This window comes from Virgibacillus sediminis (assembly GCF_042643265.1).
In the GTDB taxonomy this organism is placed as follows: domain Bacteria; phylum Bacillota; class Bacilli; order Bacillales; family Amphibacillaceae; genus Virgibacillus_O; species Virgibacillus_O sediminis.
The window spans coordinates 1-14,149 of record NZ_JBHRRZ010000009.1; the positions used below are offsets into that span (position 1 = coordinate 1).

At 40.5% G+C, this 14,149-nt stretch carries 10 protein-coding genes and 1 pseudogene; 10 read left to right on the top strand and 1 reads right to left on the bottom strand.

The window, feature by feature from the left end:
* Positions 1–139: 139 nt before the first annotated feature.
* Positions 140–559 carry a helix-turn-helix domain-containing protein gene (locus tag ACFODW_RS04800; protein ID WP_390303781.1) on the bottom strand — a complete coding sequence of 140 codons (420 nt, stop codon included), beginning with the start codon at positions 557–559 and terminating at the stop codon, positions 140–142.
* A 627-nt stretch (positions 560–1,186) separates the two neighbouring features.
* On the opposite strand from ACFODW_RS04800, the gene ACFODW_RS04805 reads away from it, so the two are divergent.
* The 10 genes and pseudogenes from ACFODW_RS04805 (at position 1,187) to ACFODW_RS04850 (ending at position 14,055) form a co-directional block, all read left to right on the top strand.
* Positions 1,187–1,474: a restriction endonuclease gene (locus ACFODW_RS04805; protein ID WP_390303783.1), complete on the top strand. Its 288-nt coding sequence runs from the start codon at positions 1,187–1,189 to the stop codon at positions 1,472–1,474.
* A 504-nt stretch (positions 1,475–1,978) separates the two neighbouring features.
* The gene (gene istA / locus ACFODW_RS04810; protein ID WP_390303786.1) at positions 1,979–3,532 is read left to right on the top strand and encodes an IS21 family transposase; all 1,554 of its coding nucleotides are present in this window, start codon (positions 1,979–1,981) and stop codon (positions 3,530–3,532) included.
* A gap of 1 nt (position 3,533) precedes the next feature.
* A pseudogene (gene istB, locus ACFODW_RS04815) lies at positions 3,534–4,300 on the top strand (IS21-like element helper ATPase IstB).
* A gap of 1,132 nt (positions 4,301–5,432) precedes the next feature.
* The gene (locus ACFODW_RS04820; RefSeq protein ID WP_390303789.1) at positions 5,433–5,606 is read left to right on the top strand and encodes a carbon storage regulator; all 174 of its coding nucleotides are present in this window, start codon (positions 5,433–5,435) and stop codon (positions 5,604–5,606) included.
* Between the two features lie 69 nt (positions 5,607–5,675).
* Entirely contained in the window at positions 5,676–7,256 is a 1,581-nt protein-coding gene (locus ACFODW_RS04825; RefSeq protein ID WP_390303793.1) for a flagellin N-terminal helical domain-containing protein, read from the top strand.
* Between the two features lie 86 nt (positions 7,257–7,342).
* Positions 7,343–9,172, top strand: a complete 1,830-nt coding sequence (locus tag ACFODW_RS04830; protein WP_390303796.1) for a flagellinolysin — start codon at positions 7,343–7,345, stop codon at positions 9,170–9,172.
* A 131-nt stretch (positions 9,173–9,303) separates the two neighbouring features.
* Positions 9,304–9,543 (top strand): hypothetical protein, encoded by a 240-nt coding sequence (locus tag ACFODW_RS04835; protein ID WP_390303799.1) that lies wholly within the window; start codon positions 9,304–9,306, stop codon positions 9,541–9,543.
* A gap of 19 nt (positions 9,544–9,562) precedes the next feature.
* Positions 9,563–9,763, top strand: a complete 201-nt coding sequence (locus ACFODW_RS04840; RefSeq protein WP_390303802.1) for a YjfB family protein — start codon at positions 9,563–9,565, stop codon at positions 9,761–9,763.
* A gap of 571 nt (positions 9,764–10,334) precedes the next feature.
* A complete protein-coding gene (locus ACFODW_RS04845; RefSeq protein ID WP_390303805.1) occupies positions 10,335–13,262 on the top strand; it encodes an S-layer homology domain-containing protein in 2,928 nt (975 codons plus the stop codon).
* Between the two features lie 76 nt (positions 13,263–13,338).
* On the top strand, positions 13,339–14,055 hold the full coding sequence (locus tag ACFODW_RS04850; protein ID WP_390303808.1) for a hypothetical protein: 717 nt from the start codon (positions 13,339–13,341) through the stop codon (positions 14,053–14,055).
* The last annotated feature ends 94 nt before the right edge of the window (positions 14,056–14,149 follow it).

Consider the following 14,149-nt stretch of genomic DNA (forward strand, 5'->3'; position numbering starts at 1 on the left):
TAACCATAGTTACCATCGTGTTCTTCAAAAATGGATTGGATTTCTTCTTCCAGAGTCTGATCCGGATTTTCTGCCTTCATTCTTTTCACGTGATAGTGATAGGAGGATTCAGGAACACCCACTACCTTTAGGACATCCTTCAATCGGAATCTTTCCTCGAGTTCGAATGATAGCGCTGCTTGTGCTTTCCGAGATAGCCTTCCGGGTCCATCCGAAAAGCTCTCAACTTTTTTAGGTATTCCACCTCCAGACGGAGAAGTTCGTTCTCACGTTCCAGCTTCTGTTCCCGAGTCATCTCACTATGTTTACTTGTTTTATGTTTACTGTTCTTCCCCTGATCAGACATGGATGGCCGTCCTTTCGTTCGGTTTAGGGCTTCGACACCACCCTCCAAGAATGTCTTCTTCCAAGAAATGATCATTGGTGGGTTGGTCAATCCAAATTGAAGTGCCGTTTCAGCTATCNCTCCATACTTGCTTGCTAATAACCTGTACCCGAGTGGCCCATCAAGATACTCCCGCACAACTTGAAGCTTAAATGTGGAACTATACTTAGCCATAATAAAACACCCCAAAAGTTATATTTTTGACTCTAACTTTTGGGGTGCACTTCAGAGAGGAAACTCTTGAACGAGGCTTTTTTTGTGTTTCGATTTCGGTTGTAGGCTGGATATGGATAGAATTCAGTCATTCAACGCAAAAATGACTATCTAAACTTGGTACAAAGACACCCCCTCTAACTTTAGAGAGGGTGTCGCCTTCAAAAAGTCCATCCGTGACTAAAACGAGCTAGTAATTTATTAAAATTCGCAAAAGGTTATTGCTAGAATAGGGAAGATAAGTGAAGATTTGCAGAAGAATTGTGCATAAGGTCCTTATTAATGGAGACAAAAACTAAAAAGTAGCATTACAAATAAGCCTTTTAAAAGGGCTTGGTCGTGGATATATCATATTTGGCTGTTCCGACTAATTTAAGCAACTCTATCATAATTATGGTAAAGCCCATTCAGAAACAAGTATACAAATGTTTATTAGCTGAGGTCTTTTTTCTAACTTTTATAACCAATATTTGGGTGAAAATCCTAAACAACAGCTTACCAGTTATGTGACTAATCCTCCTGCATCCAATGAAGCTCTAATATACTAAGGGAACAAAAACTGGAAAAATCAGGTATTTTAGTGGTAAAATGTCAGGCAGAAGGTTTAAAAAGTATCACCAAGCGTTATTAAAGGCTAGAGGGCATTACGTACAACTAACACCAGCAAGCGGGGACTATGGTGCAGACCTTATATTAGCGACAAAGGGGAAGAGGATTGCTGTCCAAGCAAAAGGATATAAGAAAAATGTTGGGGTTAAGGCCATACAAGAAATTGCCTCAGCCAAAAGCCATTATAAATCGGATGAATGTTGGGTTATAACAAACAGCTTTTTCACGGAACAAGCTAAAAAATTAGCCAGTTCCAATAAAATTTAGGTTAGTTGATCGAAAGCTGCTAATGAATTGGATGCTGAAGCAAAACAAAGGAGCATAAACAAATTTCTGTAACAAAGTATAGACTGGCTATTTTTATATAACCTTTACTGTGGAGTCTTTCTGTTTAAAAAGCATATATAGAGAGGTGATAGAGGGATAAAATTGGCCCTCTGTCACCTTTTTAATAATAATAAATGCTAACTATTAGATAGATTATGTTTTAGTATTGTTGTCAACAAACTTGAGTAATTCGCTGGCTGACTAGGTCTCTCTCGGCTTTATATCTTATTTGTCTAATTCGTTCAGGTGAGAGAATCATCTTTTCTCCAATCATGGTAAGAGAGAAGCTTTTTGTATCTTTATTTAGACCATACGTGTTGTAACTGCTAGACTAAACTTAACAGTTCTCGCTTGATAGAATTGAACACTTTTTCTCCACTAACCCCCCGATCCATGTAAAATTAACAGGTATGTTAATGACTGTATGGAGGGAGTAAGGAGTAGATGAAGAAGTTGGAGAAAATCGCTTTAGCACATCAATTAAAGAGGGAAGGTTTTAATGTATCGGCCATTGCACGTAAATGTGGGGTATCCAGAAATACTGTATATGCTTACCTGGAGAAAGATTTTGATACAGCTATGGAATGGGTGGATATACTTAAGACCAGAAGAAAGAAGCTGGATGTTTATCAAGATGTCATACTAGATTGGTTGCGGGAGCACCCAGACCTCTCGGCCTCCCAAATATCTGATTGGCTCGAGGAAAGGTGTGATTTCTGGGAGGTTGGGGAGAGTACCGTGAGAAGTTATGTAAAGGAGCTGAGGGTACAATATCATATCCCCAAAATTCTGCGTAAACGACACTTTGAAGCAATCCAAGAGTTGCCGAAAGGTAAACAGATACAAGTTGATTTCGGAGAGTTGAAAGTGAAGGTTACTGATGGAAGAACCATGAAGGTTTATGTGATTGCCTTTGTCCTATCGCACTCCCGATATAAATATGCGGAGTGGCAGGAGAAGCCTTTTACAACAAGAGATGTCCTCAGATGCCATGAAAATGCATTTGAGTACTTTGGAGGGATCACAGAAGAGATTGTCTATGACCAGGATAAATTAATGACTGTCAGCGAGAATGGAGGGGATCTCATATTCACGGAGGAATTTCAGGCTTATAAACAAAACCGGGATTTTCGCGTATATCTATGCAGGAAAGCAGACCCGGAATCCAAAGGAAAGATAGAGAATGTCGCAAAGTTTATAAAATACAACTTTGGAAAGAATCGTGTATTCCATCAGATTGAAACATGGAATGAACAATGTCTGGCCTGGTTGGAAAGGAAGGGGAATTATCAAGTTCACAACACCATAAAAAAGAGACCAGTCGAAGTGTTTGCCCTGGAAAAGCCACACTTACGAAAAGTCTCCTTACCACTCTCTTTCGAGAGTAACCTTAATTACAGTATAACAAGAATGGTTCATAAGGACAATGTCATCAAATATAAATCCAATCGGTATTCCGTCCCATTAGGTACCTATCAGTCAAATGAAGACAACACGGTTTACATACAAGAGGAAGGAGAGAAGCTCTTCATTAAATCCTCCCCTGATGGAGTCCTCTTGGCTACCCATAAAATCTCTACTGGTAAAGGGAAACTTATTAAGAACACCCACCATTCCAGAGACAGGTCAAAAGGAATCGCTGCTTACATGGATACCATAAGAAAGTCCTTTCAGGACGAAAAAAAAATCCAGGCTTTCCTCGACGAACTATATGAACGTTATCCACGATACATACGGGATCAACTGCAGGTTCTTCAGAAAGCCATTACTCAATATGAGACATTCACGCAGCAGGCCCTGGATATCTGTTTACGAGAGAAGTTATGGAGTGCAAATGACTTTCATGACGTGGTGAAACATCTTTCCACGATGAAGGGTGTTGAGGAACAGACCCCGGAGGATGAACTTTCCGCAACCAGTGTTCCGAAGGAACTGTTAAAGCAAAAGGCCGCATTGCGGGACATGGATAGCTATATCAAAATCTTGGGAGGCATATGAGATGGGAGGATCGCTAGAGAATTTACAGGCTCAATTTCATCAATTAAGAATGTCCGAGACATCGCGGGAACTGCCCTCTTTTTTAAGGAAGGCAGAAGCAAACTCATGGACATATCAAAATTTCTCCATGAACTCCTCACGTACGAAGAAAAACGACGGGAGGAGAAGATGATTGAAAAGCACTTAAAATGGGCGAAGTTCCCGCATGAAAAAAGCCTCGAAGAGTTCGAACTGGGAGAGCAACCGTCCCTGAGTAACCGGCAGCTGAAACAGCTGCGGGAACTCTCCTGGCTGGATCAGGCATATAATTTAATATTTCTTGGCCCACCAGGGGTCGGAAAAACGCATTTGGCGATAGGCCTAGGGTTAGAAGCTATCCAGCAGGGTCAACGTGTCGCCTTCATTTCCATGGGAGAGCTGGTGCCTCTTTTGAAGACCGAAGAGTATATACGGAAAGCACAACTACGCCTCAAGCGTATTAGAGATGCAGACTTAGTCATTATAGATGACCTCATGTATATGGCGATGGCTCAACACGAGGCAAACCTGTTTTTCCAGTTAGTGAATCATTTGTATGAACGAAGTTCCATTATACTGACTTCTAACAAGGGACCAGAGGAATGGGGCGAATTAATGGGTGATCAGGGAATCACCACAGCAATTCTAGATCGACTCCTTCATCGAGCAGAAGTAATCCATTTAGACGGATCCAGCTACCGGATCAAGAATAGGCAATCTGTGTTTCAATCGAAAAGTGTTCAAAATTAATGAGCAAAAAGTGTTCAAAACTACTTGACGGTTACAATCGTCCAGTAGGTTTTAGAATACTTTCCCACAATATCCGTTTTAAATACACCATCAAGTAGGTTTGAGAGGTTTACACGCATGAACAGCCAATTCATTAAAATTTTGTTTCGTAATATTATTAATTGACAATTCGATAATAATGATAATCCATCTTTTTCTTTAATTTTTCTTGCATCTTGTGGTCAATACAGTCCTGATAGAGCGTGTCGTGGTACCTATATTGTAAGGTATGCCAGACCTTTTTAAGTCGTTTCATACAAAATACCTGCCTCTAAGTCTTATTATCTACTCCTTAATTACTATTATCATATAATTGGAATAATTTTACAATGGATTTCTGATGTAATTGCTGAAAAAATCCTAATGCCATCAAATCAAGCCAGAAATGCATAAATAAAAATGATGACTATAAGCAAATAGTTGGGAGGAAAAAGTACAGAGGCAGATAGGAAAGTAGGCATGAAGAATAAGACCTTTATAGAAACGATTTTAAAAGGGCATGAGGTGTACATTTAAAAATAAATGGTGTTTAAGAGACTTTATTATAAGTGCCTTAGCCAAAAGCTATTACAAATCGGATTAATGTTGGGTAGTTTTTTAACGGAGCAAGCTAAAAAATTAGCAAGTTTGAATAAAGTTATGTTGGTTGATCTCAAGCTGTTGAATAAAGAATTAGTTAGTAAAATGATATGGAGTTCTCAAATAAGTAATAATTGTGGGTACAGTCTAGGAGATGTATAACAACCATGAGTAATATAGCGATAAAGAACGGTATAAGAACGGATATATAAAAGGATTACAGGATACTCTAAAACATTCTGTATATCAGTAAATGCTAAGAATATCGATGTTAAGGGGGGAAAGGAATAATTGGCTTTTTAAAGATATGTTCCGTATTAGTTGTGTGGGTATTCTTGAAGGAAGTTTAGTGAACAAATAGAACATCCTTTTTCTAGAGTTTTAATTAATACCTATGGTTAGGACTCTAGGTAATATAGTATAAAAAATAACCATAGGAAAAAATATTTAAAAATAATGTTAACTATTTGGCCAGGACGACGATATATAAAGTACATCAAGGAGGATGATAAAAATGGCGCTTGTGTTGGGAAGAAAACCTGGAGAAAAAATAATTGTAGAACATCTGGGTGAGAGAATGGAAATTGAAGTAATCAAAACAGAGGATGGAATGTTAAGGCTTAGTATTGAAGCTAACCGTAACTTCCAAATTCTAAGGGAAGAACTTGATTCTGGTAGTGACTCATAAAGAGTTATTATATATTCAGTGGAGCATATGGATGTGTTCTGCTAAAAACAAAACACGGAGGTAATTAGAATGAGAATTAATCATAATATTGCAGCACTTAATACGCATCGTCAGTTGGGACAGGCACAGAATGCACAACAGAATTCAATGGAGAAATTGGCATCAGGTCTTCGCATTAACAGTGCAAAGGATGATGCAGCAGGTCTAGCAATCTCTGAAAAAATGCGTGGACAGATCCGAGGTCTGGAACAAGCACAAACAAACGCTCAAGATGGTATTTCAATGATTCAAACTGCTGAGGGTGCGTTAAATGAAACTCACAGCATTCTTCAAAGGATGCGGGAACTAGCAACTCAAGCATCTAACGATACTAATACAGAATCTGACCGTGGTGAAATCCAAAAGGAGATTAATCAATTAACAACTGAAATTAACCGTATTGGTAATACTACTGAGTTTAATACTCAGAGTCTTTTGAAAGGTAATGTTACTGGAGAAGTTGGTAGCGTAACTAGCACGCCATCTATCACTTCGGGTGGAACTCAAGGTAATGTGGAATTTACAATCTCAACAGCATTAACAGCAGGAGATACCGTTGATGTTGGTGGAGAAACAATTACTGTTTATGCAGACCAAAATGCATTAGATACCGCGGGTGATGCTTATGGAATATTAGCTACAGATACTGCTGATGACCAAGCAGCAGCTATCAGATCAATGTCCTTTACCGGTCTTACAGCAACAGGAACAGGTGCAACAGTAAACTTAACTCAAGACGTTGCTGGAACTGGTGATGTATCTTCAGCATCTCTAACTGATGATGGAGATGGTAATGGGGCAATAACAGAAGTATCTAAAAACACCGGTGTGGCTGGGACCCCATCAACAGGTACATTACAATTTGATATTACAAACGAGTTCGCTGCTGGAGATACTATCACTTTAGATGGAGAAACAGTTACTTTTTATGAAACAGATGCAGATTTGACAGCATCAGGTGATGCCCTAGGGATTAGCTTAGAATCTGCTTCAACAACAGATGCTCAAGCTCAAGCAATAAGTGGTTTGACATTTACTAACTTAACTGTAAATGATTCAGGTTCCACGCTCACATTTACACAAAAAGTTGATGGAACTGGTGATGTATCTGAGCCTGTCTTAGGAAATGTTAATGGAAATGATTTTGGTGCTAGTTTCCAAGTTGGTGCAAATGAGGGGCAAAGCATGTCTATCCAAATTGGAGATATGAGAGCTAATGCTCTTGGTCTAACTGGAGATGCTGGCTCAGGTAACTTTACATCAGATAATACTGTTACTGATGGAACGAACAATACAAATGTTGAAGCTGCCCTTGATGTATCTACACATGAAAAAGCTTCAGCTGCCATTACAGTAATAAATGATGCAATTGAAAAAGTTTCATCTCAACGTTCTAATCTAGGTGCATACCAAAACCGTTTAGACCATACAATTAACAACTTAGGTACATCTTCTGAAAACTTAACTGCTGCGGAATCTCGTATCCGTGACGTAGACATGGCGAAAGAAATGATGAATCAAACGAAAAACTCTATTCTTGCTCAAGCATCACAAGCAATGTTAGCTCAAGCTAACCAACAACCACAAGGAGTTTTACAGCTTCTACAATAATTTCTGAATATGAGACAGGTTTCTATTTGAGACCTTAGATTCTATAAATCTAAGGTCTTTTTTAGATTATAAACGGGGGAATGGGTATGAGAATTAATCATAACATCGCGGCACTAAACACCTATCGCCAATTAGGGGCAGCCAATAATGCTCAGCAAAGTTCTATGGAAAAATTGTCCTCTGGTTTACGTATCAATAATGCTTCAGATGATGCGGCAGGTCTAGCAATCTCTGAAAAAATGAGAGGGCAAATCCGTGGTTTAGAACAAGCACAAATAAACGCCCAGGATGGTATTTCACTAATTCAAACGGCAGAGGGTGCTTTGAATGAGACCCATTCCATTTTGCAACGGATGCGTGAACTTGCAACACAAGCATCCAATGACACGAATACTACTGAAGATCGTAAAGAAATTCAAAAAGAGATTAATCAATTAACGTCTGAAGTGAATCGTATTGGGAACACTACTGAGTTTAATACGAAGAAATTATTAAAAGGATCCAGTGATTCTGAAGCTATTAATAATATTATGGACGGTATTAAAAATAAAGGATGGTTAACCCAGGCTGAAGATCGTATTTTTGCTCAGTTTGGACTACAAGGGAATGGTGAAAATCTTACAATTAAGTTTGAAAGTGATTCACCTGGCGGGACTGCTGCTTATGTCACAGGTTCAACTGGTACGACTGATCAGACATTAACCATTGATCTCAATGACTTTTCTCCAAGCGCTGGTGACAGTGGTGATAATGGGAGTGGTGGAGCCAACTATAGTGATCGTGTCCTAGCCCATGAAATGGTACATGCTGTAATGAATTCAGAGTTTGGTGTTCAAGATACGATTGAAATGGCTAGCTGGTTTAAAGAGGGATCTGCTGAACTAATCCATGGTGGAGACGAAAGGTTAGAAAATTATATCTCCGACGGTGCAGGTAGTTTAGATCCAGCTAAGGTTGATGACATGGTTGCACGTGCTACTGAATTGCTAAGTGGTGCGGAGTGGAACGGAGATAGTAAAGACTATGCTGCAGGATATTTGATTATGAAATATGTTGACAGTGAAGCTATTACAAGTACTAAGGATATTATGACAGACATCAAGTCATTAGTTGGTTCTAATACAGGTGATACTGCAGTTGAACAAGCCATTGTAAACAATACTTCCTTTGCAGACTTTAATTCATTTGTAACTACCTTTTCTGGGCTTGACGCTTCGGCAGTCGGTGGGTTTATTAATTTTACTGATGGAGCGGAAGCAGATACAGGTGCAATAGGTGGCTCTGACAATGGTGGATCAGCTCTTACAGCGGAAAGTGTATTTGATAATACGACAGGTGTTACAGCAGGTCAAATTTCAAAGTATTTTACAGCTACAATTCAAGACCCAAGTGAAATTACTTCAACTCTTGCCTTACAAATCGGTGCCAATACTGGTCAAAGCTTTAGTATTGATTTGAAGGATATGCGAGCTGGTGCACTGACAATAAGTGGTAATGCAGGACAAGAAGTAACAGCAGAAGACGGAAAAACAAAAGCATATTATACAGAAATAGAAAATTCGATTTCTTCTAATGGTGTAACGAATGGAACAAATAATGAAGTGGTAGAGTATGCATTAGATGTGTCAACACATGAAAAAGCTACTGCCGCGATTGAGATTTTTGATGATGCAATTGCTAAAGTATCCAGCTTCCGTTCTGAACTAGGTGCTTCTAAAAATCGTTTAGAACATACAATTAATAACTTAGGTACTTCAGCTGAAAACTTAACAGCTGCGGAATCTCGTATAAGAGACGTCGATATGGCGAAAGAAATGATGAACCAAACTAAATCATCAATTCTTGCTCAAGCATCTCAAGCAATGCTTGTACAAGCTAACCAAATGCCACAAGGAGTTTTACAGCTTCTTCGTTAATTTTAGATAATTTAAAAGGACTCTAGTTTTCTAGGGTCTCTTTTGTTTAAAATAACGTTATTGAGAACTATGCAAATAGAGGTTTTGAATCAGACCATTGATAATTAAGCTGATTGATAGGAGGAAACAAGATGGATAAAGATCAACAAGAATTAAAAAAATTTCTTGAAGACCAGCTTCAATGGTGTAAGGACCAAGATCATATCTTAGAAGAAATAGACTCCAAGCTCCATGAAATGAAAAGGTTGGCTGAGTATGCGCTCACACACGAGCTTAGCTTGGTAGAAGTGGAAGAGTTGAATGCCCAATTAAATAATTTGAAAAGCGAAGTTCATTCCCTAGAAAAGCAAATACAATCTGTAGTTCACTAGAAAAAAGGATGTGTTTCAGATGGATATAGCATTAATGTCAATGGTACTTAGTCAAGGGCAAATCCAACAGCAAGCTTCCATGTCAGTAATGAAAATGGCAATGGGTGATGCAAAACAACAAGGTGAAGCTGTACAGCAGCTGATGAGCACAGCAAATCCAATAGCGACCCAACACGTTGCCCAACCACATTTAGGCGGGAACGTTGATTTGAAGGGGTAGAGAAATGAGGTGGAGTAACCAAATTAAGGTTACTCTTTTTTTGGGGACAAATGGGGAGAGTTAATTGTACCAAGAAAGAATCCTGTGCTCTTCAAAAAGCATACCTGAATTGAAATAGGTAAAAACAAACCAAAATATCGTTAAATCTTTTGTCGGAATTAGATTAGGAAATTTACAAAAGGCCTTCATTAAACCAAAAAGGGGATTGAGAAAGAAAGCAACACACAATAAGGCTTTTAAAAGGCTAAGGTGAAATTATTTTTAAGGGTCTAGGCAACTCACATATCCATAATAAGTTAGAGGAAAAAAGGAACTTTAACGAAGATCAATACATGCCCGTTCTTCCAGTTAGAATTTCTTCTCCTTAAATGCCGAGCTTCTCCTTTCCTTTAAGGAATTATTGGACCACTATCGAACCCCTCGATACACCAAATATCCCTCTCTACTTACCAAATTTGGCGTATTTTGCATATTTAATGTTTTGGAATTTCAGATAGCGGGTAGTCATATTGGTGGTGGGGCTATTACATAGCACCCGGATAATGAATAGAGCAAAGGGAGGATTTACTTCATGGCAAATAAAAAGAAAAACTACCGTAAAATAGCAGCATCTTCTATGGCAGCAACAGCAGCGGTGGCAGTAGCCGCACCTGCAGTATCCGCTGACCAGCATGACGTTACAGAACAGTTTACAGACATCCAACCTGGAGAGTCCCACTACGATGCAGTCCAATGGATTGCTGACCGTGGTATTGAGGGTTATGAGGATGGTTCTTTTGGTGTCTATAATGACGTAACCCGTCCCCATGCAGCCATCTTCTTGACAAGGGCTCTGGAACTGAATATGGTATCCGCTGACCAAGTTGGCGAATATTTCAATGATGTACAGCCAAATGACCTTTATGCCGATTTTATTGCAACTGTCGGTGCTAATGGAACGTTCAAAGGTTCTAATGGAAACTTCCTTCCGGGTCAAGGACTGACTCGTGAACAAATGGCATCTGTAATTGTAAATGCATATGGTTTCGAAAATACTGGTGCTAATGTAGAAATCAACCTGGACAATGTGAATGAAACACATAAAGAAAATGTTCAGATTCTCGCTAACCTGGGTATTACCAACCAATTTGATGATTTCCGTCCGAAAGAAACGGTGAAGCGTGGCCAGTTTGCATCTTTCCTGTATCAGGCTAATCAGGTGAAAGAACAACTTCCTGCTATAAGCAATGTGAATGCAGAAACTGTAGAAGGTGTAACTACGGTGACAGCTGATGTCAATAATGTAGAAGATGGCAGAGAAGCTACTGTTGCTATCTTTAACGACACAGCAGAAGAAGCAGTAGCATCACAGACTGTTCAGGTTACAGGTGGTTCCGTATCTGCTGATTTCGAAGGCCTTGAAACAGGTAATTACACAGCTTCTGTAAGTATCGGAGAGGAGGCTGCAACTGCTGACTTTACGGTAGACGTAAGTGCGGCAATCACTCAAGCTACAGAAGCAGTAGAAGCATATGAAGCATTCACTGTTGAAACAGTAGGAGATATTCAGGAAGCTGCACAGCTTGAACAAGCTGCTCGTGAATTGGTAGAGGCTTTGGAGGATCAAGAAGTACAAACAGAACTGCAAACCCGTTTGGATACGCAGGCATCAGCCAATACGCAGGTGGTGCAAGGGATTCTGGATGCAGTCAATACAGCTTCTGGACAGATTGATTTACTTAATGCTCTGCAAGGAGCCTTTGACAATGTAAATGCTGACCTGATCAGTGCCTATGACGAAGCACTCGATGGGACGCAGGCATCGGTAGAAGAAATCCAGAATATCATAAATGAAATCAATGTCATTGATGCCATCAATAATGCTGGCAATCAAGTAGAACTGCTTGAAGCCCTTCAAACCGGGGAAGAGCTTGGTGTTCTAGAAGGTGTCCGTGAAGCGTATATTGCTACCTACGAGGAAGGTATCAATGCCCTCGAGGAGGTAACTGTAGAGACTGTCCAAGGTGTCATTGATGCTGCAGATGATGCAGTTGTTCAAACTGCGGTAGACGCTGTTGTGGCTGCCGAGGCTGCGCCAACAAATGATACGCTTATTCAGGAAGCACAGGAAGCTATTAATGCCGTGCCAACAGATATTGTGGATGAAGAAGGAGCTAACGTAGTTGAAGGACTTCAAGAGCGTCTGGACAATGTTACGGTTGTCAATGAAGTGTTGGATGCTCAAGCTGTAAGCCAGGTACGTTTACTGGAAGCCTTGAATACCAATGGGTTTGAAAATCTGAATGAAGATCTAATTGCAGATTACAGTGAAGCCATTGCTACCGAAGCCCCAGACACGATTGCCGACATTCAAGAAACAATAAATATGGTGAATGCAGAGAATGCTGTTGAAGCACTGGTAGTAAATGGAGAGTTAGCTGAAGGTGTCAATCAAGAGGTTATCGACAGTGCCCAAGCACTACTCGATGCCACTGAGTATGACACGACTCAAGACCCTCTCGGTTTACAAGGAACTATTAATACCGCTCAGGGTCTGCTGGACGAACAGACTGCATTGGCAACAGCTACTGACGCTATTAACGCTCTGACAGATGAGAATGGAAATCTTGCAGCGGGTGTTGACCAGGCGACAATCGATGAGGCGCAAGAACTGCTGAATGCTACTAATTATGACACAGTAGCGGATGTCGATGGATTACAACAAGCCATTACCGATGCGCAGGCATCCCTGAATGCTCAAGCATTGGCAGCAGCTACTGACGCTATTAACGCGCTGACAGATGAAGCAGGAAATCTCGCAGCAGGGGTAGATCAGGCGACAATCAATGAGGCACAAGAACTGCTGAATGCTACTGATTATGACACAGCAGCGGATGTCGATGGATTACAACAAGCCATCAATGATGCGCAGACCGCCTTGAATCAGCAAGCACTGACCGCGGCAACAGATGCTATTAATGCTCTTACAGATGAGAATGGGAATCTGGTAGCAGGTGTAGACCAGGCGACAATCGATGAGGCCCAGGCACTGCTGGATGCTGCTGACTATGACACAGCAGCGGATGTCGATGGATTACAAGCGGATATCAATAGTGCACAAGATGCATTAGATACGCAAGCTATCCTTAACGCACAGACTGCTGCAGAACTTCAACCATTGCTAGTAGAGTTGGAAGTGGCAAGCTTCAACAACCTCAGCTATGCACAGCGCTTAGAGGTATCTGAGCAGTTCATGGGTACATTGGCTGCTGGTGAGTTTACTACCACAGCGGAGATAGAGACGGCACTGGAGACAGAAGTTACTGAATTCAATACCGAATTGGACGCTGTCAATACAGCAGCGGGTATTACTGCTATGGACGCCGCCCTTACTGCGATGGAAATCCCTGAATATGAAGCTCTTGATGCTTCTGCACAATTGATCGCAGCTGAAAATGTGCTGAATAATCGGCCAGTAGATGGTTATACAACCATTGCCCAAATTGTAGAAAACTTCTAATGCCAGAAATACTAGAGTAATAGGCCAGCCATTGGGTTGGCCTATTTACATACATAAGAAAAAAGGAGCTGATCGGATGGAAGAACTGATGAAAATGAAAGGAACGGTGGCGGCTGAGGACTTCGAGGCAGACAGCACACCCGTAGATGTCCATGTTTCAGCCACTCCCTATATCAGCACGGAACAGCGTTATTCAAATATTATAAATGAATGCAATAACATGCAGAAAGCTTCTTCTATTTCCAAAGAGGACATCGGGGAGATTGAAAGGCAATTGCACTTCCTCCCAAAGGGTTCCGAAATGTACGAAGTGTGTTTATTTCACTTGCGTACATTGAAAAAGAAATTTCCTAAGACGCCAGCCCAGATGGAAGAACAGCTGCAACCCGAAACGAAGTTGGTCCAGTTGAAACATAACCGCTTCATTGATGCTGGGAGATGTGGCCGGAAATGGGTGGCAGAACAGCTTCCCGGTGATACAGATGATTCTAACCTTGTTCGGCTTGCCGAGGTGAAGCTCGATTTGCTAGATGAGCTTTTAAATGATTTGAAGAAAGCAGAAAAGACCGAGGAGATTATCGAGTTGTACAACCAATTGGACATTCATGTTCCTCATAATCTGAAGGAAATGACTGCTGATAGATGGAGAGAGGATGACACCTCCAGCATCCGTACGCTGACACATGCAGTAAGCAGAGTGGAACGCTATATAGAAGAAATGAAGGAAAAGGGTATTACAGAGGAAACGATGGATAAGGAACTTTTGGACATGATAAGAGTAAGTAAGGGATGAGATCTGATTTTCCAGGCAGCTGAGATGTACCAACTTACTCTCGAAATGAGGTTTTTTGAAATTAGTAGATATTAATGGAAAGAAGAGAAAGTCA

Coding starts and splice junctions, on each gene's coding strand:
- ACFODW_RS04805 (WP_390303783.1), top strand. CDS start 1,187: ATGTCAGGCAGAAGGTTTAAAAAGTATCACCAAGCGTTATTAAAGGCT.
- istA (WP_390303786.1), top strand. CDS start 1,979: ATGAAGAAGTTGGAGAAAATCGCTTTAGCACATCAATTAAAGAGGGAA.
- ACFODW_RS04820 (WP_390303789.1), top strand. CDS start 5,433: ATGGCGCTTGTGTTGGGAAGAAAACCTGGAGAAAAAATAATTGTAGAA.
- ACFODW_RS04825 (WP_390303793.1), top strand. CDS start 5,676: ATGAGAATTAATCATAATATTGCAGCACTTAATACGCATCGTCAGTTG.
- ACFODW_RS04830 (WP_390303796.1), top strand. CDS start 7,343: ATGAGAATTAATCATAACATCGCGGCACTAAACACCTATCGCCAATTA.
- ACFODW_RS04835 (WP_390303799.1), top strand. CDS start 9,304: ATGGATAAAGATCAACAAGAATTAAAAAAATTTCTTGAAGACCAGCTT.
- ACFODW_RS04840 (WP_390303802.1), top strand. CDS start 9,563: ATGGATATAGCATTAATGTCAATGGTACTTAGTCAAGGGCAAATCCAA.
- ACFODW_RS04845 (WP_390303805.1), top strand. CDS start 10,335: ATGGCAAATAAAAAGAAAAACTACCGTAAAATAGCAGCATCTTCTATG.
- ACFODW_RS04850 (WP_390303808.1), top strand. CDS start 13,339: ATGGAAGAACTGATGAAAATGAAAGGAACGGTGGCGGCTGAGGACTTC.